13 protein-coding genes and 1 pseudogene are annotated in these 20,518 nt (G+C 74.3%); 1 reads left to right on the forward strand and 13 read right to left on the reverse strand.

All coding sequences use genetic code 11. The features are described from left to right. Positions 1-27: 27 nt before the first annotated feature. The 13 genes and pseudogenes from FYW99_RS32240 to nirB all read right to left on the reverse strand — a co-directional run bounded on the left by FYW99_RS32240 (position 28) and on the right by nirB (position 19,847). Positions 28-2,796, reverse strand: a complete 2,769-nt coding sequence (locus FYW99_RS32240; protein WP_223838860.1) for a molybdopterin cofactor-binding domain-containing protein — start codon at positions 2,794-2,796, stop codon at positions 28-30. Between the two features lie 137 nt (positions 2,797-2,933). After that, positions 2,934-4,643 (reverse strand): annotated as a pseudogene (locus tag FYW99_RS32245) (2Fe-2S iron-sulfur cluster-binding protein); the annotation flags it as partial. An 84-nt stretch (positions 4,644-4,727) separates the two neighbouring features. Then, a complete protein-coding gene (locus FYW99_RS08215; RefSeq protein ID WP_150251377.1) occupies positions 4,728-6,140 on the reverse strand; it encodes a hypothetical protein in 1,413 nt (470 codons plus the stop codon). A 133-nt stretch (positions 6,141-6,273) separates the two neighbouring features. Beyond that, positions 6,274-7,515 (reverse strand): tyrosine-type recombinase/integrase, encoded by a 1,242-nt coding sequence (locus FYW99_RS08220; protein WP_190394590.1) that lies wholly within the window; start codon positions 7,513-7,515, stop codon positions 6,274-6,276. 80 nt (positions 7,516-7,595) lie between these two features. Continuing rightward, positions 7,596-8,102 (reverse strand): hypothetical protein, encoded by a 507-nt coding sequence (locus tag FYW99_RS08225; RefSeq protein ID WP_150251381.1) that lies wholly within the window; start codon positions 8,100-8,102, stop codon positions 7,596-7,598. Between the two features lie 56 nt (positions 8,103-8,158). Continuing rightward, positions 8,159-8,479, reverse strand: coding sequence for a hypothetical protein (locus FYW99_RS08230; protein ID WP_150251383.1), 321 nt, complete (start codon positions 8,477-8,479; stop codon positions 8,159-8,161). A 302-nt stretch (positions 8,480-8,781) separates the two neighbouring features. Further along, on the reverse strand, positions 8,782-12,378 hold the full coding sequence (locus tag FYW99_RS08235) for a TM0106 family RecB-like putative nuclease (protein WP_150251385.1): 3,597 nt from the start codon (positions 12,376-12,378) through the stop codon (positions 8,782-8,784). Positions 12,379-12,567: 189 nt separating this feature from the next. Continuing rightward, entirely contained in the window at positions 12,568-13,287 is a 720-nt protein-coding gene (locus FYW99_RS08240; RefSeq protein WP_190394591.1) for a septal ring lytic transglycosylase RlpA family protein, read from the reverse strand. A gap of 221 nt (positions 13,288-13,508) precedes the next feature. Next, positions 13,509-14,663, reverse strand: a complete 1,155-nt coding sequence (locus FYW99_RS08245) for a protein-tyrosine phosphatase family protein (RefSeq protein ID WP_150251387.1) — start codon at positions 14,661-14,663, stop codon at positions 13,509-13,511. 379 nt (positions 14,664-15,042) lie between these two features. Further along, positions 15,043-15,735 carry a sirohydrochlorin chelatase gene (locus FYW99_RS08250; protein WP_150251389.1) on the reverse strand — a complete coding sequence of 231 codons (693 nt, stop codon included), beginning with the start codon at positions 15,733-15,735 and terminating at the stop codon, positions 15,043-15,045. Between the two features lie 70 nt (positions 15,736-15,805). After that, positions 15,806-16,981, reverse strand: coding sequence for a uroporphyrinogen-III synthase (locus FYW99_RS08255; RefSeq protein WP_150251390.1), 1,176 nt, complete (start codon positions 16,979-16,981; stop codon positions 15,806-15,808). Continuing rightward, positions 16,978-17,349 carry a nitrite reductase small subunit NirD gene (gene nirD, locus FYW99_RS08260; protein ID WP_150251391.1) on the reverse strand — a complete coding sequence of 124 codons (372 nt, stop codon included), beginning with the start codon at positions 17,347-17,349 and terminating at the stop codon, positions 16,978-16,980. The genes FYW99_RS08255 and nirD overlap by 4 nt, the downstream gene beginning before the upstream one ends. Beyond that, on the reverse strand, positions 17,346-19,847 hold the full coding sequence (nirB, locus tag FYW99_RS08265; protein ID WP_150251396.1) for a nitrite reductase large subunit NirB: 2,502 nt from the start codon (positions 19,845-19,847) through the stop codon (positions 17,346-17,348). Before nirB ends, nirD begins: the two co-directional genes overlap by 4 nt. Before the next feature lie 502 nt (positions 19,848-20,349). Between nirB and FYW99_RS31715 the strand changes: the two genes are divergently transcribed. After that, the gene (locus FYW99_RS31715) at positions 20,350-20,505 is read left to right on the forward strand and encodes a hypothetical protein (RefSeq protein WP_190394592.1); all 156 of its coding nucleotides are present in this window, start codon (positions 20,350-20,352) and stop codon (positions 20,503-20,505) included. The last annotated feature ends 13 nt before the right edge of the window (positions 20,506-20,518 follow it).

The raw sequence follows: 20,518 nt of genomic DNA on the forward strand, positions 1-20,518 counted from the left end.
CCCCGGGCGGGGCCCCGGGCGCTGGGGTCAGGTCAGGGCGCAGGCGCGTCGGACCTCCTGCACGGTGGCGGGGGCGTCCATGCGAAAGAGGCCGCTCAGGCCGCGTTCCAGGCGTGAGGCGCGCACGGCGGCCTTGACGGCGAAGAAGACGGTGGCGGCCAGGATGAGCGGGGGCTCGCCCACCTCCTTGGCCGAGAGCAGGTCGTTCGGGTTGTCGGGGACGTCGCCGGCCAGGTCGCGGGGGAACAGGCGCGTGTTCATCGTCAGGGGGATGGTGGAGGCCGCCGGGGGCTTGTAGCGCCAGGTGTTGGTGCTGTTGAGCCGTCCGCGTTCGGCGCCGGTGCCCTGGTAGGCCAGGTGTTCGGTGAGCAGGTAGCCCACGCCCTGGACGAAGGCGCCCTCGATCTGGCCCACGTCCAGGGCGGGGTTGATGCTGCGGCCCATGTCGTAGACCAGGTCGGAGCTGAGGATCTTGACCTCGCCGGTGAGGATGTCGGTCTCCACCACCGAGCAGGCCGCGGAGTAGGTGAATCCGGTGAAGGAGGTCACTCCCCCGCCGGGGACGGCGGTGGGGTCGACCTCGATGCCCGGCGGCGGTGTCTGGCCGGGCTTTTTGTAGGTCAGGGCGGGGATGGGCGTCTCGCCGCCGGTGATGGGCGCGTTGAGGGAGGCCACGAGGCTGACGCGGTGGTTGAAGGCCAGGTCGACGAGGTTTTGCCACACGAGTTTGCGGCGGCCCCCGGCCTCGGTCTGGGCGGCCCACCCCTGGGCGCCGTGGTTCCAGTAGTCGATGCCGCGTTCGGCGCACCAGGTGTCGCCGTGTTCGCGCAGCATGCGGGTGCCGAAGTCGGCCAGGCGTCGGCGCAGCTGCTCGCAGACCTGTTTGACGGCCTCGCCGTTGTAGGAGGTGCCGGTGGAGGCGCCGGTGCTGGTGGGGTTGGGGATGACGCTGGTGCGCGGTCCCTCCACGCGCAGCAGGCTCATGGGGATGTTGAGGACGTGGGCGGCGATCTGTTCGACCTTGGTGATCAGGCCCTGGCCCATCTCCACGCCGCCCTGGTGGATGACGACGCTGCCGTCGGCGGTGTGGACGGCGGCGTGCGCGGCGGCCTGTTCGAGCATGACGGCGTTGTAGCCGGACCCGTACTTGACCGGGATCATGGCCAGGCCGCGTTTGCGCCAGGTGTTGTCCCGGTTGTACCTGGCCACGTCGGCGGCCTTGGCCTCGTAGCCGGCGGTCTCCTTGAGGTAGTCCCAGACCCGGCGGATGTAGCAGTAGCTCAGGGCCTGGCCGAAGGGGGTGACGTCGCCGCGCCGGTAGAGGTTGCGTTCGCGCACCTGTTCGGGGCTCATACCCAGGGCGAAGGCGGCGTCGTCGATGGCGTTCTCGGTGATGATCTTGCTCTGGAGGTCGCCGAAGCCGCGAAAGGCGGTGTTGGGGGCGGTGTTGGTGCGGCACACGTCGATGGTGTTCTCGAAGTGGGGTACGCGGTAGGCGTTGTCGGCGCGCAGCTGGATGCAGTTGGAGACGATGAAGGAGCAGTCGTAGTAGGCTCCGCCGTCGCCCCACATCAGGGTGCTCATGCCCCGGATCAGGCCCTTGGCGGCGGGGGTGGCGGCGCCGGTGTCCACCGCGATCTGGGCCTGGCCGTGGTAGGGGTGGCGTTTGCCGATCAGGGCGGTGTCCTGGTCGCGGGGTACCACCAGGCGCACGGGCCGGTTGAGGGCGTGGGCGGCGATGACGGCGGGGCCGGTGACGAACCGGGTGGGTTCGGTCTTGCCGCCGTAGCCGCCGCCGACCTCGTCCACGCGCACCTCCACGCGGTGGTGTTCCACGCCCAGGGCGTGGGCGGCGGTCTGGTGCATCTCCATGGGGCTCTGGGTGGACACGCGTATCGACCAGCGGTCGCCGTCGGCGGGTTCGACCAGGCAGGCCTGGGTCTCCATGTAGAAGTGGGCCTGGCCTCCGGTGGTCTGGGGGCTGTCCACGACCGTGCAGGTGTTGTTGTCGATGCTGGTGGTGCGTGTGGTGGGTTCGGTGGTGGCGTAGGGGGTGCTGGGGCGGGTCCAGGACAGGTCGCTGCCCGGGCGGGTGACCTTCCAGATGTGGGAGACGAAGGAGGCGTCCTTGGGGCAGTCGGGGAAGACGCTGCCGCGGGCCAGGGCGTCCTTGAGGGTCAGTACGGGGGTGTCCCAGGGAGCGGGCCAGTCGACGGGGGTGTAGGTGACGCAGTGGTCGGTGACGTAGGCGGCGATGCGCTGGGCCTGTTCGTCGTCGGTGGCCGCGACCAGGGCCAGGGTCTGGCCGACGTACATCACCCGCTGGTCGGCGAACAGGGGCTGGTCGGCGGCCATGCCGCTGCGGTTGGACCCGGCTGGGGGGACGTCGGCGCAGGTGACCAGGCCCAGGAAGGCGGGGTGGTGCTCGGCCAGGTGGCGGCGCAGCGCCTGGTGGCCGCTGTCCTTGGTGCCGGGGACGGTGAAGTCGAAGCGGGCCAGGGCCCGGCGGCTGGTGACCAGGGCGGCGTGGGCGGTGGTCTCGGGTACCGCGACGTCCTGGGTGTAGTGGACCTGGCCGGAGGCCTGGTACATGGACAGGTGTTTGACGTGGGGTTCGGAGACGGGTTCGCGGTCGTGGTCGGGGGTGTAGGTCTGCTGGCCGCCGCTGACCGGCCAGGCACCCCAGGGCTGGGTGCCCCAGGGCGCGATGGCGCCCGAGCGTTCGGTGGCCGGGACCAGGTCGGGTGAGCGCGAGAGCAGCAGGGACAGCAGGCTCTTGCGGGCGAAGGCGCACACCAGGTCGGTGCGGTAGGCGTCGGTGATGCCCTCGTCGGGGTGGTGGGCGCGGGCGGCGGCGGTGGCGGCCAGGGCTGGGTGGCCTCCTGGCGCAGGGTGTCCAGCAGGGCGGGGATGCGTGCGTGGGTGAGGGGGGTGCGCACCAGTTCCTGTTCGGTGCGCCTGGCGCGCCAGGGCGCGGAGGCGATGCCGGCGAAGACGAGGCGGGCCCCGTCCACCGGGACGCCGTCGCCGGTGGAGGCGCGGGTGCTCAGGCGGGTGGCGGCGTTGACCAGGGTGTGGGCGTTGACCTCGCGCAGGGCGGTCTTGTGCGCCGTGACGTGCTCGTGTCCGCCCGTCAGGGGCAGGTCGTAGGAGAGCAGGAGCAGGTCCTGGAGCAGGGCGGGGTCGGCGCTGACGCGGTCGAGCAGTTCCTGGGCGGTGTCGGTGTGCGTGGTGTCGGTGCTGGCGCGCCAGTAGGTGAGGGCGGTGTCGGTGGCGACCATCGTGGTGAACAGGTCGGAGGGGAAGGGTTCGCCCTGGGTGAGGTGGTGCAGGACCAGCATGGTGTTGCCGCCCAGGGTGGCGGTGTTGCGCACCAGGGTTCCGGCGGTGCGGCGGGCCATCAGGCGCAGGGCCTGGAGGGAGGCGGCGCCGGGGTGGGCCGTCAGGGCCTGGTCCAGGTGGGTGATCAGGTCGGTGTAGGTGGTGGCGGCGCCCACCCGCAGCCGGGCGTCGGTGAGGTCGTGCTGGTGCAGTTGGGGGATGTGGCGGATGTCGATCAGGCGCGCGGCGTCGTGGATCTCCTGGGGGTAGATGCCGTAGGAGGTGTTGGCGCAGACCAGGCGGGTGGTGCCGGGGGTGGACTGGGTGAGCAGGGCGCGCAGTTGTTCCAGGGTGTGCGCGGTCAGCCAGGTGGTGTGCGCGGCCTTGACGGTGATGTCGCCGGGGGCGGTCCTGGCGTCTTCGGGGTAGGGCAGGGCGGGGCGGGCCTTGGGGTCGGGCGGGCAGCACACGGGTTCGGGTACGCAGTGCATGCGTTCCCTGTCGTCCTGGGGGGTCCAGTCCGAGGCGAAGGTCTTCATGCCGGTGAGGATGGGCCGGTAGCCGGTGCAGCGGCACAGGTTGCCGTCCAGGGCGCCTTCGATGTCGGCCTTGGTGGCGCGGGGGTGGTTGACGAGGAACCCGGTCATGTTCATGACGAATCCGGGGGTGCAGAAGCCGCACTGGGTGCCGTTGTTGGCCGCCAGGCGGTAGGCGACGGGGTTCATGCCCCGGCACGGGGTGGGTTCGGACTGTGGGTCGCCCTGGGCGGTGCAGGCGGCCGGTCCCGCGGGTGCGGGGGCGCTCTCCTGGGCCTGGCGCAGGGTCTGGACGGCTTCGGTCTCGGTGGAGGGGACGAAGCCGCTGGGGGCCGCGGCGAAGGAGTACAGGGTGCCGTGGGAGAGGTGGGCGGGTGCGGGCCGCTGGGCGGAGCCGGTGCCCTCGATGGTGGTCACGGCCATGCCGTCCAGGGAGCACACCGGGCGCAGACAGGAGTTGGCGGCGCGGTGGTGGGCCGTGTTCTGGGCGCTGTCCCAGTGGGAGAGGACGACGGTGCAGGCGCCGCAGCCGCCCTGGCCGCAGCTCTTCTTGGTGCCGGTCAGTCCCACCTGGTCCGAGCGCAGGTAGTCCACGAGCAGCAGGTGGGGTGAGGGGTCGACCAGTTCGACCCGGGTGCCGTTGAGGTGGAAGGTCACACGGTTGGTCACGGTGACGTCTCCTGTCCATCCGGGCGGCCCCGCCGCCCGGGGAGTCACGGAAGGTTGCAGTGACGCGACGCTACTGTGTGTGATGAATCCTGTGCAAGGAGTCGGGGTTTCGGTCACCGTGACTTTCGGTGAGAGGAACGCGCCCAATCCGGGGCGTCAGTACGCCTGTCCGCCCCGCGGGGCGGACAGGCCGAAGGCGCGTCAGCGCCAGGCCGGTCCCCAGCCCGAGCTGTTGGACACCCCGGGGGGTAGGGGCGGCAGGATGCCGTTGCCGCCGGTGGGCTCGGCGGGAGGCCGGGGTGCGCGGGGCGGTTCGGGCCGCTGCGGGCGCGCGGAGGGCTCGGCGGGGGCGGGGCGGGCCGGTGCGCTCGGGGGCTGGGGCCGGGCGGGTTCGGGGCGGGGCTCGCTCTGCGGCTCGGGCTGGGCGGTCACGGGAGACTCGGGCTCGGGCGCGGGGGGTTCCTCGGGGAGGAAGCCGCGGACCCGGACGGGTTCGGCCTCCTCGGTGCCGAGCACGACCGGTTCGGGCAGCGGCGGGTGCTGGTCCTCGTCGGCGCTGGGGATGGCCGGTTCGGCCGGGGCGACGCGCTTCCACCACAGCGCGGCCTCCTCGGAGGGGAGTTCGGCCTCCACCTCCAGCCAGCCGCGCACCTGGGGGTGGCGCCTGGCGGCGTTCCAGGAGCGGGGGTAGGGCTGCTCGTCCAGGACCACCAGGTGTTCGCCCTCCAGGGTGGGGATCTCGGCGGGCAGGCCCTCGTTCCACACCCAGGTGCCGTCGTGGGCGACCAGGTTCCACCAGCCGCGCACGGTCTGGGCTGCGGGGTCGGGGGCGCTGTCGCGGAAGGCGGCGACCCAGCGCGGGTCGGGCGGGTCCCCGGGCAGGCCCTGGCGTTGGGGGCCGATGAGGGCGTCGGCGAGCAGGGTGTGCAGCTGGGAGTTGTCGCCGATGCCCTCGAAGCGCACGCGGAAGGCGCGTTGGGAGGCGCGGTCCAGGACCAGGGCGCCGGTGGCCTCGGCCATGCGCAGCAGGGCGCGGACCTGGTCGAACTCGGGGAGCAGGTCGCCGAGCTGGTTGGCGATGGCCAGGAGTTCGGCGTGCAGGGCGGGGTCGCGGCGGATGTGGGCGCGCACCGCGGCCTCGCTGAGCATGGTCCTGGCGGCCAGGCCGTGGCGGCGGATGGTCCACCAGCACATGGTGGCGCCGGGGGCGTCGTTTCCCAGGTCGGCGGCCACGCGGGCCTCGGCGTCGGCGGTGACGGCGTCGGGGTCGGGCGGGGCGTCGGCGCCGGTGCGCTCCCAGGCGCGGACGAAGACGATGGCGCCCCGGCCCATGGTGCGCAGGCGGCGCAGGACCTCCACGCCGGTGGGTCCGGGGTCGGTGCCCATCTCGACCAGGGCTCCGGCGACCACGGACAGGTCGGCGATGATGCCGGGGGCGGCGTGGTCTCCCGAGAGCAGGGGGGTCAGGGCCTCCAGGGCGAGTTCGCGTTCGGAGGCGGGGATCTGGGAGGCCAGGACGTAGACCTTGTGGACGGCTGGGGGGAAGTGTTGGGGGTCGGTGGCGACGGAGGCGTCGATCAGTTCTTGGAACGCCGCGCGAAACTCGTCGACCATGGGCCCGTCCCCTTTCTCACGGAACCAACCTAATGTCTCATCAGGGAAGGATCGCACTGTAACTGGTGATTTCGAGTACTACTGGTGTGTTTGTTGGCAAGCTGAGATGCCCCGGGGGGCTGCGGGGGCGGGCTCACAGGCCCAGCCGGGTGACGGCGTTGTCCTCCAGCGGGTTGGCGGTGCGGATGTAGTCGTGGACCGTGCGCGGGTTGGTCCAGCGGCCCTGGCGCATGATCTCGCGGTCGCTGGCCCCGCCCAGCGCGGCCTGGGTGGCGAAGCCCGCCCGCAGGGAGTGTCCGCCGAAGTCGTCGGGGTCCAGCCCGGCGCGGCGGGCGTAGCGTTTGACCAGCTCCCCCACGGCCCGGCCCGACATCGGACGCGTTCCGATGTGGCCGTGGCGGTCCACGGCGGGCAGCAGGGGGCGCTCGGAGCCGTCGGCCAGGTCCGTGCCCGGCCAGCCCTGGCACAGGTGGGCCGGGCCCTCCTCGGGGCGGGCGCGGCCCAGCAGGTGGGCCACCGCCTCCTCACCGCCCGCGCGGTGGGCCTGGAGCAGGGCGGCCCAGTCGGCGTAGGCGCACACCGGGCAGGTGTGGCGTTGCCGTCCCCGGGGCAGGGCGACCCGTTGGCCGTGGCGGCCCTCCTGGTCGGTCTTGGTCGCGCCCAGCCCCACCACCAGGGCGGGGGCGCCGGTGGCGGGGTCGGTGTGCAGGGTCAGGTCGTCGAAGGTCAGCGCGGCCAGCTCGCTGCGGCGCAGGGCCCCGCCGAACCCGGCCAGCAGCAGCAGGGTGTCGCGTCTGCGGGCCACCCCGTGGGGGTGCTCGGGGCCCGGGCGCACCGACAGCAGCGCCTCCAGGACGGGCAGGATGACCGGTTCCTTGCGGCGCGGGCGGGCCCGGCGGGTGCGGCGGATGCCGCGCAGGGTCATGCGCACGACCTCGGCGCGGGTGGGCGAGTCCAGGCCGTGGGCGCCGTGGACGGCGGCGATGGCGGCGGCGCGCCGTTCGATGCTGGAGGGGGCCAGGGCCCAGCCGGTGCCGTCGGGGGTGCGCTCCTGGGCGCAGGCGGCCAGGTACACGGCCACGTCCACCGGGTCGGCGGGCAGGGACTGGCGTTCCTGGGCCAGGCACCAGGCGGTGAAGGAGGTCCAGTCGGCGCGGTAGGCGCGCAGGGTGTTGGGCGACTGGGCGCTGGCCAGGTAGCGGCCCAGGGTCTGGGCCTGTTCGGTGTCGAAGCGCTCGCGGACCCGGGCCAGGGCGCGGGTGTCGACCAGGACGCTGGGGGTGGCCTGGTCCAGGCGGGCGCGCACGGCCCCGGGCAGGGCGATCTCGTGGGCGGCCGTGGGGTCGGGGGTGGGCTGGGGTGTGTTCACGGTCATCCATGATGGCCCAGGGCCCTGCGCGAAGGCGGGAGGCGGCGCGGGCGCCCGGGTGCGGCGGGAGCGGTCGGGGCGGGGTGTCAGCCAAGCAGGTGGGTGCGCAGGGCGTCCCACAGTTCGGCCGGGGGCATGACCCACAGCAGGGGCAGGGCCGAGACGACCAGGGCCGCGGTGAACCCGATCGCGGCGATCCTGCGCCGCAGGACCAGGGCGGTCACGGCCGAGGCCGCCGGGACGACCAGGGCCAGGACCAGGACCCAGACCAGGGCGTTGCCCACCGGTTCCAGGCTCTCGGGGGCCACCGGGGCGTCGGGGGCGGCGTAGATCACCGTTTCCTGTAGGTCCATGAACACGAACAGCAGGTTGGCCAGGGCCAGCGGGGTGCCCAGCAGCCACACCAGGGACAGCACCACCCACAGGGCGGTGATCCTGCGGTCGGGCGGGTCGGTGACGACCACCGGGGTGCGGCTGACACCTCCCGTCCGCGTGAGCGGGCCGGGGCCTGGTTCGCTCTCCTCCCGGGGAGGGGCGGTCGGGGCGGTGTCGGGGCGCTGGGCCCTGCGGCGCTTGCGTTTCTTGGGTGACACGTCGGTAGCTTACCGCCGGTGCGGGCGGGGGGCGGGCCCCGACGGGCGGGGGGTGCTCACAGCGCCTGGGCCAGGTGGATGGCCACGACGAAGACCACCGGCCAGGCCAGCAGGGCCAGCGACCACAGGGCGGCCCTGCGGTCCCCGGCGACGGTGGCCACGGCGGCGGCCAGCAGGGGGATGCCCACGGCGGCGCCGAAGGCCAGGGTGAACCACTCGGCCGCGGAGCCGGCGTGGGCATGGACGCTGAGCCCCCGGAGGTAGCCGGCCGGCCCCAGCACCAGGCACAGCAGGGCCAACAGGGCGATGACGACGCGGATGCCGGTGGGGTGGCGGGTGTTGCGGCCGTTGCCGGGGGCGGAGGGACGGTCAGACACGGGGGCCGTGGTGCCTTTCGAGAACGGGTGGCGGTCCAGGGCGGGCGGGGACACGCCCGCACCGGGGTGCGGGTGGTGGTTCTTGCCGTCAGAACACGCGTGGCACCGCCCCTGACGTGTGACGCCCGGGGCGAGCGCGGTGCTGTGTAAAACGTACTCCACCCAAGGGGTGTCCGAAACCGCGGGGCGAGAGCCGGGGCGGGACCGCCCCCGTTGCCGCACCGGCCCTGAACTGGGGGGCGGCGGCGCGTCTGGGCGGAGACGGCGGGCGGGGGTGAGCGCGGTCGCAGCGCCGGGGCGTGTCAGTGCGCGGCGGGCCAGGGGCGGGCGCCCTCGGTCAGGCGGGTGAAGGAGGACAGCAGGCGCAGTTCGTCGATGCTGCGCGGGGCGGTGGTGAGCAGGTCGGGTGAGAAGACCACCGCCGCGACCAGCTGGGCGCGCGACAGGGCCACGTTGAGGCGGTTGCGGTCCAGGACGAAGGCGGTGCCGCGGCTGGCCTCGGCGGCGTTGGAGGTGGTCATCGAGCAGATGACGGCGGCGGCCTCCTGGCCCTGGAACTTGTCCACCGTGCCCACGCGCACCCCCTCCAGGGCGGGGTGGGTGCGGGCGGCCCGGGCCAGGGCGCGGCGCAGGGCGCGCACCTGGAGGTTGTAGGGGGCCACCACGAGGATGTCGTGGCCGGTCAGGGGACGCGGGTGCGCTTCGGCGGCGCTGGTGACCTTGTCGGTGACCAGGTGGGTGGCCACCTCCACCACCGCCTCGACCTCCTCGGGGCTGTGGGTGGTGCGGCCCTGGTGGGGGGTGGGCAGGGTGTACACGCCCGGCGCCAGGGTGGCCAGGGCGCGGTCGGCGGTGCTGGGGTGGGCGTGCAGGCGCCCCTGGTAGGACAGGGCGGAGACGGTGGCGCACACGGCCGGGTGCATGCGGCGGGTCTGGTCCAGGAAGTAGCCGCGCGAGGGGTCGATGATCTGGCGTCCGGCCATGAGGTGTTGCAGGGCGGAGGCGTCGGCGCCCTCGCCGTGGGTGCCCTGGACGACCTGGGGCAGCTGTTGGGGGTCGCCCAGCAGGACGAGGTTGCGGGCGGCCGCCGAGACGGCGAGGGTGTCGGCCAGCGCGAACTGTCCGGCCTCGTCGATGATGAGCACGTCCAGGGGGTCGGCGAGCATGGCGGCGTTGGACATGGCCCAGGCGGTGCCGCCGATGAGGACGGGGTGGCCCTGGGCGGTGTGTTTGTCGCGCCAGCTGGCCAGGGCCTGGGGGCTGGAGGGCTGTTCCCAGGGCAGGTCCTCGGGGGCGTCCTTGCCGCGGCCCTTGGCGCGTTTGGCGGCGGCCACCTCCACTCCGGCGGCCTCGGCGGCGTGCAGGGCGGCGGTCATGACGTTCTCCACGGCCTTGTGGCCGGTGGAGCACACGCCCACGCTCTTGCCCTGGCGGGCCAGGTGGGTGATGAGCTGGGCGGCCAGGTAGGTCTTGCCGGCGCCGGGCGGGCCCTGCACGGCGAGGTAGGAGCCCTCCAGGCGGTCCACGGCGGCGATGGTGGTGGCGATGAGGTCGCCGTCGTGGTCGGCGGGGTCGGGCAGCGGGCCGGGGGCGCTCAGGCGCGGCGGGATGCGGCGCAGCACGTCCAGGCCGGGGTGGTGGGGCCAGGCGGGCAGGGTGTCCAGGGCGGTGCGGGCCACCGTCTCCAGGGCGCCGTCCTTGGGGGCGGGGTTGACCGGGGATCCGGGCAGGACGGCGACGGGGGGCCGGGAGTAGGTGGAGTCGGGGTCGCAGGTCTCGGTGATGGCCAGGGTGTCGGCGTCGGCCTCGGCGACCTTGGCCTGGGTGGTGGTGGCGGCCTGTCCGGGGGCGCCGGGGTAGAGCAGGTGCACGTCCTGGCCGGAGGTGAAGGGGTGGGGGTGGGCGGTGTCCAGGCGCAGGGACAGTTCGCGGCGGGACTTGCGCTGGCGGCCGCTGGGTTCGATCCACTTCCCCGCGCGCACCTGCCAGGGCACGGCGCAGTCGGTGTCGGACTCCAGGTCGGTCAGGGGGGCGCTGGTGCGCCGGTAGTGCTCGCGCCAGGGGGGCAGGTTCTCGCGCTGGTAGTAGCCGACCAGGGCGGCCAGTTGGGCGCGGGTGTGGTGGTCGGGTTCGCGGTCCTGGGCCTGGGCGGGGACCTGGTCGAGCAGGGGTCCGGTGAGGGCGGCGTGGCGGGCGGCCTTCTCCTCGCGTTTGCGGGCGCGTTCGGCCTCGGCCTCGGTGAGTTCGAGCTGGACCAGGGGGCGGTCGGTGATGCCCTGGTGGGTGCGGTGGTCCTCCAGCCAGTCGCGCAGGCGCGCGGTGGAGTGGCAGTCGTCGCGGTTGTAGGCGGCGATGTCGGCCAGGACCTGCGCGGCCCGGTCGGGGCGCTCGGCCTCGGTGGCGGCCAGGTAGGCGGCGTAGGCGTCGATGCTGGAGGTGGCGGTGGTGACGCCGCCGGAGCGGGCGGCGGGCAGGTAGAGGGGCTCGAGGTACTTGATGGAGTAGGAGCGCTGGGATACGCGCAGGCTCTTGCGCACGACGGTGTACAGGTCCACCAGGCGGTTCTCGCGCAGGAGCCGGTTGACCTCCTCCTCGCGGGTGGCGAACTCCGAACTCAGGTGTTTGAGGCGGTCCACCTCGTAGGAGGCGTAGTGGTAGACGTGGGCGCCGGGGTCGGCGTCCACGCGGGCGGTGGCGAAGTCGACGAAGTCCTCCAGGGCCTTCTTCTCCTGGGCGCGGTCGTGGGCCCAGAAGGCGTGGAAGGTCTCGTTGCCGTGTTCGTCCTCGGTGGTGGCGCCGAAGAGGTACTCCAGGCCGCGTTCGCCCTCGCGGGAGTGGTAGGGGTAGCCCTCCATGTCGAAGAAGACGTCGCCGGGGCTGGGGGCGGGCAGGCTGGCCAGGCCGTCGGGGGCGAAGACCTCGGCGGTGACGGTGCCCTGGGGGTTGGCGGGGGTGCGGGTGCGGTCCTGGCGTACCTGGAGGGCGGCCTGGGCGCGCAGCTGGTCGAAGGAGCGGCGGGGCAGGGTGGCGGGGCGCTCGTCGTCGCCGGCCCGGGCGAGGGCGTCGATGGTGCTGAGGCCGGCGTCGGTGAGTTTGGCGGCCTGGTCGGTGCGCAGTCCGGCGACCAGGGACAGGTGGCGGGCGGCGGTGCGCCCCTGGGAGCACCAGGCCTGGTAGCCGCAGCCCTCGCAGGCGGGGCGGGGCTGGCCCCAGGTGGGGGCGGGCAGGGCGGGTTCGCTGGCCAGGAGGGTGAGCAGGCGGGTGGTGACGGTGCTCAGGATGGGGGTGAAGTCGGCGGTGGGCAGGGTGTGGGTGTGGTTGTCGCCGGTGAGCAGGTGCATGTGCTGGGGGGTGTGGCCGGTGGCGACGCTGACGGCGTGGGCGTAGGCGGCGAGCTGGACGACGGCGCCGGGGCCGGGGCGGCGGGCGAGCTTGGTGTCCCAGGGTTCGTAGGTCCAGGCCGAGGGGGCGGGGGTGCGGGTGCGGCCGGTGGCGGGGTCCAGGTCGGAGCGGATGAGGAAGTCGGCGCGGCCGTGGAAGGACACCGCCTGCCCGTCGGGGTCGGGTTCGGTGAGGCGGTGGTGGAAGCTGCCCTGGTAGATGACGGGGACTCCGGCGGCCATGGCGTCGGCGGTGGCCTGGGCGGCCGCGGCCAGGGAGGCGTCCTCGGGGCGGGGGTCGGGCATGCGGGCGACCTCGACCAGGGCGCTGAGGCGTTCGAGTTCGGCCTGTTCGTGGGCCAGGCCGTGCTGGGCCACGAGCGCGTCGATGGCGGCGGGTGCGGGTGCGCCTTCGACGCGGGCGGCCAGGGCGGTCTTCAGGGCGCTGCGGTGGTCGCACTCCAGGGTGTCGACGAGGTCGGTGGGTGAGACGACCCAGCCGGTGGTGGTGCGGAACACGCCCCTGCTCCCCTGTGTGGTGTTGGTGTGGGTGCTGGGGATTGTGCCACGAAGCGGTGACGTGTGGGGGCTCACACGCGCGGCGGGTGCGGTGGCCGCGTGCCCGGTGGGCGCGGCCCGGAGCCGGTGGCTCGCCTCGGCCCTGGTGGGGCGGCCCTCGGGCGCGCACGCGTGTGGAGGGGGCGGGTGTTACCCCACGACCTGCCACTCGACCTGGCCCACACCGGCTCCGGTGCCGATGATCTGGTCGAAGGCCGCGGTGGACAGGTCCAGGCAGCGTCCGTCGACGTAGGGGCCGCGGTCGTTGATGCGCACGGTCACGGACTCGCCGCTGCCGGGGTTGGTGACCTGGACCTGGGTGCCGAAGGGCAGGGTCTTGTGCGCGGCGGTCATGGCGTTGGGGTCGAACGTCTCACCGTTGGCGGTGGTGCGTCCGGCGAAGTCGGCTCCGTAGTAGGAGGCCTGGCAGGTGCCGCCCTGGCCGGTGGACTCGGAGCCGGCGCCGCTGTCGGCGGCGGGCTCCTCGGCCTCTTCGGTCTCCTCCTCCTCGGGCTCTTCGAGGATGTCGGAGGCGTCGGTGCTGGAGCGCTGGGTGGCGGAGGTGACGGCCTCCTCGGCGAGCTGCTGCTGCTCCTGTCCGGCGTTGGGTGTGGCGTCGTCGGCGACCAGCGGGTCCGGGTCGGCCTGGGGGACGCCCGCGGCGTTGGTGGCGCTGCCCGGGTCGGCGCCGGTGGCGATGACGGCCGCGGCGGCGGTGCCGCCCACCAGGAGTGCGGCCCCGGTGGCCGAGGCCAGGATCAGGGTGCGCTTGCGGCGGGAGCGCTTGGCGGCCACGCGGGGACCCACGGGCGCGTCGGCGCTGGTGGCGTCTTCTTCGGCCGGCGGGTTCTGGGGCTGGTGTGTGCCCACGACGGGTAGTCCTTCGAACGGGAACAGGGCGTGGCGGCGCGGGTGCTCCGGGGTGTGGTGCGCGGTTGCCGTGGCAGGGTGCGCGGGTGGTGCGGCGCCCCGGGTCGCGGGAGGGCGCGGCGCCTGGAGCGGGCCGCCGGGTGGTGCGCGGGGTTCTGGGCGCAGATCCTAGGAGTAACGCGAGGGTAACGGTACCGGAAAGGGAGGGTTTGTGGAACTTGTCACCCGGTGATGTGGGGTTCGGGCAGTTCGGGGCGCCGTGGCGGCACGCCCTCGGGGAAGAGGGTGGCGGCCGGGTCGGGCAGGTCCACGCCGCTGAGCCGGGCGACGGCGGTGGACAGGCTGGGGTTGTCCAGGTGCCCGCCCACGGTGCGGATCATGGCGGCCAGGGTGGGCAGGACGGGGGCGCCCAGGGCGGTGACGGCGTAGCGGGTGGCCACGGCCGGGGTGCGTGAGGCGCCCGCCCAGCAGTGCAGCAGGACGCGTTTGCCCTCCGCGCGCAGGGCCGCGACCGCGGCGGCGGCCTCGTCCAGGGTGAAGTGCGGGTGGGAGTTGGCGCCCCTGCGGTCGTGCAGCCACACCCGCACCCAGTCGGTGGCGGGCAGGTGGGGTGCGTCGCTGGGGTGGGTGCGGCACAGCGAGACCGCGGCGTCCACGGTGTCGGGGCGGGCGCGCAGGTGGTCGAGGTTGCCCAGCAGGACGCCCGGGTCCAGGGGGTGGGGGACGGCGAAGGGCGGCAGGCGGCGGGGTTCGTCGACCAGGACGGGGTGCTCGGGCCACAGGGTGGGGTGGGGGCCGCGGGCGGTGGTCAGGGCGGTGGTGGTCAGGGTGTGGGGGTCGGTGGTCTCCGACAGTCGGCGCAGGGCGTGCAGGGGCAGGGCCGAGGCGCCCCACAGGGCGGTGGCCAGGGTGCCGGTGTACAGGGCGGCCCGGTCCCCGGCGGCGGCGTAGGCCGACCAGACGGCGTCGACCAGGTGGGTGCAGGCGAAGGAGCCGCGGGCGGGGTCCTCGACGGGGCGGCGGGTGCGCGTCAGGGCCCGCCAGGAGGCACCCAGGGGGTCGTCGGCGCTGGTGTGCTCCAGTGCGGGTGCGTCGGGGGGCGGGGCGCCGGTGCGGGCGGCGGTGCGCAGCGCCCCGGCCCAGGCGCGCTGGAGGGGGTCCTCGGGGGGCCGGGGCGGCTGGTCGGGTCCGGCCAGGTCGGTGAGCGCGGCGCGCACCAGGCGGGCGTGGGCGGTGTCGGGGCCGGTGGTGTGCGCGGTCAGGGAGGGGGAGGTGCCGACCAGGGCCGCGGCGGCGGGGGCGCCGAACAGGGCGCCGACGGCCCGGTCGCTGGCGGGGTCGTGGAAGTCGAGCAGGGAGGTGGATACTGCGGGCATGGCCGTCCTCGTGGGCGGTGCGGACCGGGATGGGTTGGGTGGGGAACCCACGGGTGGTCTTCCCCGACCGGTGGCCCCGCGCACCCGGCGGCCGGTTGTGGCCATGGGGGGGAGCGCGCGGCCGGGTGGGCCGGTGCCGTGGGGGTCGTGCGCGGGACGCAGACGAGCGCGGGTGCGGGGCGCTGGCCAACTGGTTCCCTTGGAGCCGGTGGCGGACGCGGGCGCCAGCCTCCGTCGCCGCCTGTGGACAACTCCCCGTACCCGGCCAGTGCGCCTCCACCACCCCGCGCGCCCACCGCGCTGACGGGCCCTCCGGTGCCGACCGGTACCCAGCCCGCGGACACCGTTCCCCTCCCCCGCCTGGTGTCGGACCCCTGAGTCAGACGGGCTGGGCGATGGCGGCCCGGCTGTAGCGGGCGGCCACGGCGTGGGCCAGCGCCGGGTCCGGGCACAGCGGACGCGCCACCACGTCCGCGCCCGCCCCGGCCAGTCGGTCGTGGAAGAGCCCCGGCGCCAGCAGCCAGCTGGCCACGGCCACCCTCCGGTGCCCCCGCTCGCGCAGACGGGCCACCTGTGCGGCCACGGTGGGGCTGCCGGTGGCGATGAACCCCAGCGCCACGGGGGTGCCCAGGCGCTGGGCCATGCGCTGGGCGGCCTGCTCCAGCTCGGCGCCCGCGAAGGGGTCGGAGGTTCCGGCGCAGGCCAGCACGACCGCGTCCCCGGGCCGGTACCCGGCCCCGACCAGGCGGCGCACGGCGGTGTCCAGGACCGCGGGGTGCTCACCTAGGGCTGGGGTGATGACGGCGTCGGCGCGTCCGGCGCGGGCGAGCTGGTGGGGGATGTCGGTGCGCACGTGGTAGCCCGAGGCCAGGAACGCGGGCACGACCACCAGGGGCCCGGGGGTGTGGGCGGCGACCTCGCCGACGGTGGGCGCGAGCACGTCGGCGAAGGCCAGTCGGGTGGGCTGGCCCGTCACCTCGGCCACGCGCAGGGCCAGGGAGTGGGCCACGGCGGTGCCGTGGGGGTCGCGGGTGCCGTGGACGGCCAGCAGCAGGGTGGGGTGTCGGTGCATCGCGTGGCGCGGACGGCCGGGGCCGGGATCCGCTTCTTCCTTCCCTTGGGCGGGTGGGCCGGTGCGCTCGTCAGAGGGCGGGTTCGGTTGTGTCCAGGGCCAGCCGGTAGCCGCGTTTGACCACGGTCTGGATGATCCGGGAGTCGCCCAGTGCGGTGCGCAGCCGGGCCACGGCCGTCTCCACGGCGTGGGCGTCGGCGTCCTCGCCCAGGCAGGTGAGCAGGCGGGTGCGGTCCAGGACCTGGCCGGGCCTGCGGGCCAGCTCGCGCAGTACGCGCATCAGGGTGGGTGAGAGGGTGCGCACGGTGCCGTCGACCAGGACGGCGTGGCCGCGCAGGCGCAGGCGGTGTCCGGCCACGGGCAGGGTGGGAAAGCGCGCGGGCAGTTCCTCGGCGAGTGCGCGGACCTGGGCGCCGACGCGGGCCCGCTGGGGCCACACGGTGGGGATGTCGTGGGCCATGAGGGGGCGTGCGGTGACCGCCCCCACGCACATGGCCAGGACGTCGCCGCGCAGGGCCTGGACCAGGGCGGCCTGGCGACCGGTGGTGTGGGCGCGGGCCAGCAGCCCCGCCGCGGCCGGGGCGCTGGTGAAGGTGACCGCGTCCACTCCCCCGCTGGTGACGGCCTCGATGAGGCGGTCCAGGGGCGCGGTGTCCTCGGGCTGGGTCCAGCGGTAGACGGGGACCTCGACGACGTCGGCTCCGGCCAGGCGCAGCGCGGCGGTGAAGTCGGGCAGGGGTTCGCCGTGCAGCTGGATGGCCACGCGCAGCCCCTGCACGCCCTGGGCGAGCAGGTAGTCCAGGACCTCGGCGGAGGACTCCGAGGGCGGCGACCACTCCTCGGTGAGTCCGGCGGCGCGGATGGCGCCCTTGGCCTTGGGGCCGCGGGCCAGCAGGCGCGAGGTGCGTAGGCTCGCCAGGAGCGGGTCGACGGTGCCCCAGGTCTCGCAGGCCTCCACCCAGCCGCGGAAGCCGATGCCGGTGGTGGCCACGACGACGTCGGCGGGGCGGCGGGCGAGCTGTTCGGAGACCGCGGCCAGGCGCTGGTCGTCGCTGAGCGGGACGATGCGCAGGGCCGGTGCGGCCAGGACCTGGGCGCCCTTGCGGCGCAGCAGGGCGCTGATCTCCTCGGCGCGGCGCGCGGCGGTGACGGCGACGGTGAACCCGGCCAGCGGCGCGGTGGTCGCGGGTTCGGCCGGGCGCCGTGCGGGCGGGGCCGCGGCCTCACCGTCCAGGGAGGTGTTCACGGTGTGCTCTCCTCGGCGCGTGCGGCGATCTGCACGGCGGTGTCGGTCTGGCGCACGGGCCAGGTGGTCAGGCGCACGTGCTCGTCGTCCAGGCTCTGGCCGGTGCGCAGGGAGAAGACGTGCTTGAGCATGGGCGAGGCGACGGTGGGCTCGCCCGCGCGGTCGCCGACGATGCCGCGCGAGATGACGGCGGCGCCGGTGTAGGGGTCGATGTTGTCGACGGCGTACAGGTGCTGGTCGCGGGTGCGGAACACGGCGACCTGGCGGCCGTCGGGGAGCAGTACGGCCACCCCGTCCTCGACGCGCAGGCCCGCCAGGGGGCAGGCGTCGATCCAGGTGGTGGGCTGGGCTTGGGCGGTGACGGTCATCGGGTGGCCTCCTGGGGTCGGCGGGCGGGCATGCCCAGGCTGACGGGAGCGGTGGGGACCGGCTGGTCGCGGGTGGTGGTGAAGCTGATGGTGGGGTCGGGGGTGTCGGGGGCGTTGGCGAAGGAGACGAAGCGCGCGAGCTTGTCGGGGTCGGCCAGGACCGCGGCCCACTCGTCGCCGTAGGAGTCCACGTGGCGTTCCATGGCCTCCTCCAGTTCGGCGGCGATGCCCAGGGAGTCCTCGACGACGACGTCGCGCAGGTGGTCCAGGCCGCCGTCCAGGGACTCGACCCAGGGGGCGGTGCGCTGGAGGCGGTCGGCGGTGCGCACGTAGAACATCAGGAACCGGTCGACGTAGCGGATGAGGGTGTCCTCGTCCAGGTCCGAGGCCAGGAGTTCGGCGTGGCGGGGGGTGAAGCCGCCGTTGCCGCCCACGTACAGGTTCCAGCCCTTGTCGGTGGCGATGACGCCGAAGTCCTTGCCGCGGGCCTCGGCGCACTCGCGGGCGCACCCGGAGACGGCCGCCTTGAGCTTGTGGGGCGAGCGCAGGCCCCGGTAGCGCTCCTCCAGTCGGATGGCCAGGCCCACCGAGTCCTGGACGCCGAAGCGGCACCAGGTGGTGCCCACGCACGACTTGACGGTGCGCAGGGACTTGCCGTAGGCGTGCCCGGACTCGAAACCGGCGTCGACCAGGCGCTTCCAGATGACGGGCAGCTGTTCGAGGCGGGCGCCGAACAGGTCGATGCGCTGGCCGCCGGTGATCTTGGTGTAGAGGTTGAAGTCGCGTGCGACCTCGCCGATGACGATGAGTTTGTCGGGGGTGATCTCGCCGCCGGGGATGCGCGGCACGACCGAGTAGGTGCCGTTGCGCTGCATGTTGGCCAGGTAGCGGTCGTTGGTGTCCTGGAGGGTGGCCTGTTCGCCCTCCAGGATGTGCCCGTTGCCCAGGGAGGCCAGGATGGAGGCCACCGCGGGCTTGCACACGTCGCAGCCGTGCCCGGTGCCGTGGGCGGCGATGAGCCCGGAGAACGTGCTGGTGCCGGTGGCGCGCACGATCTCGACCAGTTCGGCGCGCGACTGGGGGAAGTGCTCGCACAGGGCCTTGGACTGCTCGATGCCCGCCTGGGCGAGGATCTGCTTGAGCATGGGCACGCACGAGCCGCAGCTGGTGCCCGCCTTGGTGCAGGCCTTGAGCGCGGGCACGTCGTGGTTGCCGCAGGAGACGGCCTCGGTCAGCTCGCCCTTGGTGACGGCGTTGCACGAGCAGATCTGGGCGGTCTCGGGCAGGGCGTCGGCGCCCAGGGCGGCGCCCTCGGGGGTGATCAGCGACAGCGGGTCGCCGGGCAGCGGGGAGCCGACCAGGGGGCGCAGGGTGGCGTAGGCCGAGGCGTCGCCGACCAGGATGCCGCCGAGCAGCGTGGCGGCGTCGTCGGAGACCACGAGCTTGGCGTAGCGGCCGCTGGCGGCGTCGTTGACGACCACGTCCAGGGCACCGGGGGTGCGGCCGTGGGCGTCGCCGAAGCTGGCCACGTCCACGCCCATGAGCTTGAGCTTGGTGGAGGTGTCGGCGCCGGTGAAGGTGGCCCGGCCGCCCACGAGCCGGTCGGCGACGACCTCGGCCATGGCGTTGCCGGGCGCGATGAGGCCGTACACGGTGCCCCGGTGGTTGGCGGCCTCGCCCACGGCGTGGATGTGGGCGTCGCTGGTGGTGCAGGTGTCGTCCACGACGATGCCGCCGCGCTCGCCGACCTCCAGCCCGATCGCGCGGGCGAGGTCGTCGCGGGGGCGGATGCCCACGGAGAACACGACCAGGTCGGCGTCCAGGGAGCCCTCGCCCAGGGTCAGGCGGGCCACGCGCCCGTCGGGGCCGGCCTCCACGGCGGTGGAGGCCGAACCGGTGTGGACCCGCACGCCCAGGTCGGTGATCAGGTTGCGCAGCAGGCCTCCGGCGCCCTCGTCGATCTGGGCGGGCATCAGGTGGGGGGCGAGTTCGACCACGTGCGCCTGGACGCCCAGCAGGCGCAGGGCATTGGCGGCCTCCAGCCCCAGCAGGCCGCCGCCGACGACCACGCCGGTGCTCGCGCCGCGGGCGGAGGCGGTGATGGCGTCCAGGTCCTCGATGGTGCGGTAGACGTGGCAGCCGGGCAGGTCGTGGCCGGGCACGGGGGGCACGAACGGTGTGGAGCCGGTGGCCAGGACGAGACGGTCGTAGGCCAGGACGCGTCCGCTCTGCGTCGTGACGGTGCGGTTGGCGCGGTCCACGCCCACGGCGCGTTCGTTGACGTGCACGTCCACGTCGGGGCCACTCAGGTCGCCCAGGGACAGGTCCTGGGCGCTGGCGCCGTCGAAGTAGGAGGACAGGGCCACCCGGTCGTAGGCGGTGCGGGGCTCCTCGCCCACGACGGTGATGTGCCAGTGCCCGGCGGTGTCACGGTCGCGGAGGGCCTCGACGAGGCGGTGGCCGACCATGCCGTTGCCGATGACGACGAGTTCTTCCATGGGCTCCTCCTGCTGCGGGGTCGGACAGGTTTCAGGCAACCCTCCGGGTGTTTCCCGACGGTCAGCCGTATGTGTCGCGCTTGTTTCGATGTGCTGCCACCGCAGGTGGCGGGCGCGTGATGAACGGTGAAGCCCCAGGGTGAGCGCCGGTCGGGCCCCGACTGGGTGCTTGGTCACACAGGGCGCGTTCCGCGAGGCCGGGAGCGGGCCCCCTCCCCCGGGACCGGCCGCGGCGGCGGGCCGTGGACAGCGGCCCCGACCCGGCCAGGATGGGCACTGATGCACACGATCACCGCCTCGCGCCCGGCGCGCGCCCTGTCCTGTCCGTCCGCCCTGGCCGTGGGTGACGCCTTCGGCTCCCAGTTCTTCGTTCCGGCCAACCGGCGTTTCCTGGAGGAGCGGGAGTTGCCGCCGGGGCCGTGGCAGTGGACGGACGACACAGGGGGGCGGACCAAGTACGCCGGAAAGCGGCAATGGCCTGGTCAGCGGGTAGGTGAGGGTCATGGGGAAGCACACTGAGATCGACAAGGAAGCCGCCGCCCGGATCCAGTCCGCCGCGGCCCGTGACCCGGAGTCCGACACCGCGCAGAGCGGGTTCGACTCCCGCGCCCAGTCGGCGGCCGACCGGCGCGAGGACGAGGACACCGACGACGACTGATCCCGGCCGACAC

This window comes from Nocardiopsis deserti (genome assembly GCF_008638355.1).
Taxonomy (GTDB): Bacteria; Actinomycetota; Actinomycetes; order Streptosporangiales; family Streptosporangiaceae; genus Nocardiopsis; species Nocardiopsis alborubida.

Excerpts from the sequence above, each read along its gene's own strand:
- FYW99_RS08215 (WP_150251377.1), bottom strand. The coding sequence starts at position 6,140 with ATGGTCGACGAGTTTCGCGCGGCGTTCCAAGAACTGATCGACGCCTCC.
- FYW99_RS08220 (WP_190394590.1), bottom strand. The coding sequence starts at position 7,515 with ATGACCGTGAACACACCCCAGCCCACCCCCGACCCCACGGCCGCCCAC.
- FYW99_RS08245 (WP_150251387.1), bottom strand. The coding sequence starts at position 14,663 with ATGCCCGCAGTATCCACCTCCCTGCTCGACTTCCACGACCCCGCCAGC.
- FYW99_RS08250 (WP_150251389.1), bottom strand. The coding sequence starts at position 15,735 with ATGCACCGACACCCCACCCTGCTGCTGGCCGTCCACGGCACCCGCGAC.
- nirD (WP_150251391.1), bottom strand. The coding sequence starts at position 17,349 with ATGACCGTCACCGCCCAAGCCCAGCCCACCACCTGGATCGACGCCTGC.
- nirB (WP_150251396.1), bottom strand. The coding sequence starts at position 19,847 with ATGGAAGAACTCGTCGTCATCGGCAACGGCATGGTCGGCCACCGCCTC.
- FYW99_RS31715 (WP_190394592.1), top strand. The coding sequence starts at position 20,350 with ATGGGGAAGCACACTGAGATCGACAAGGAAGCCGCCGCCCGGATCCAG.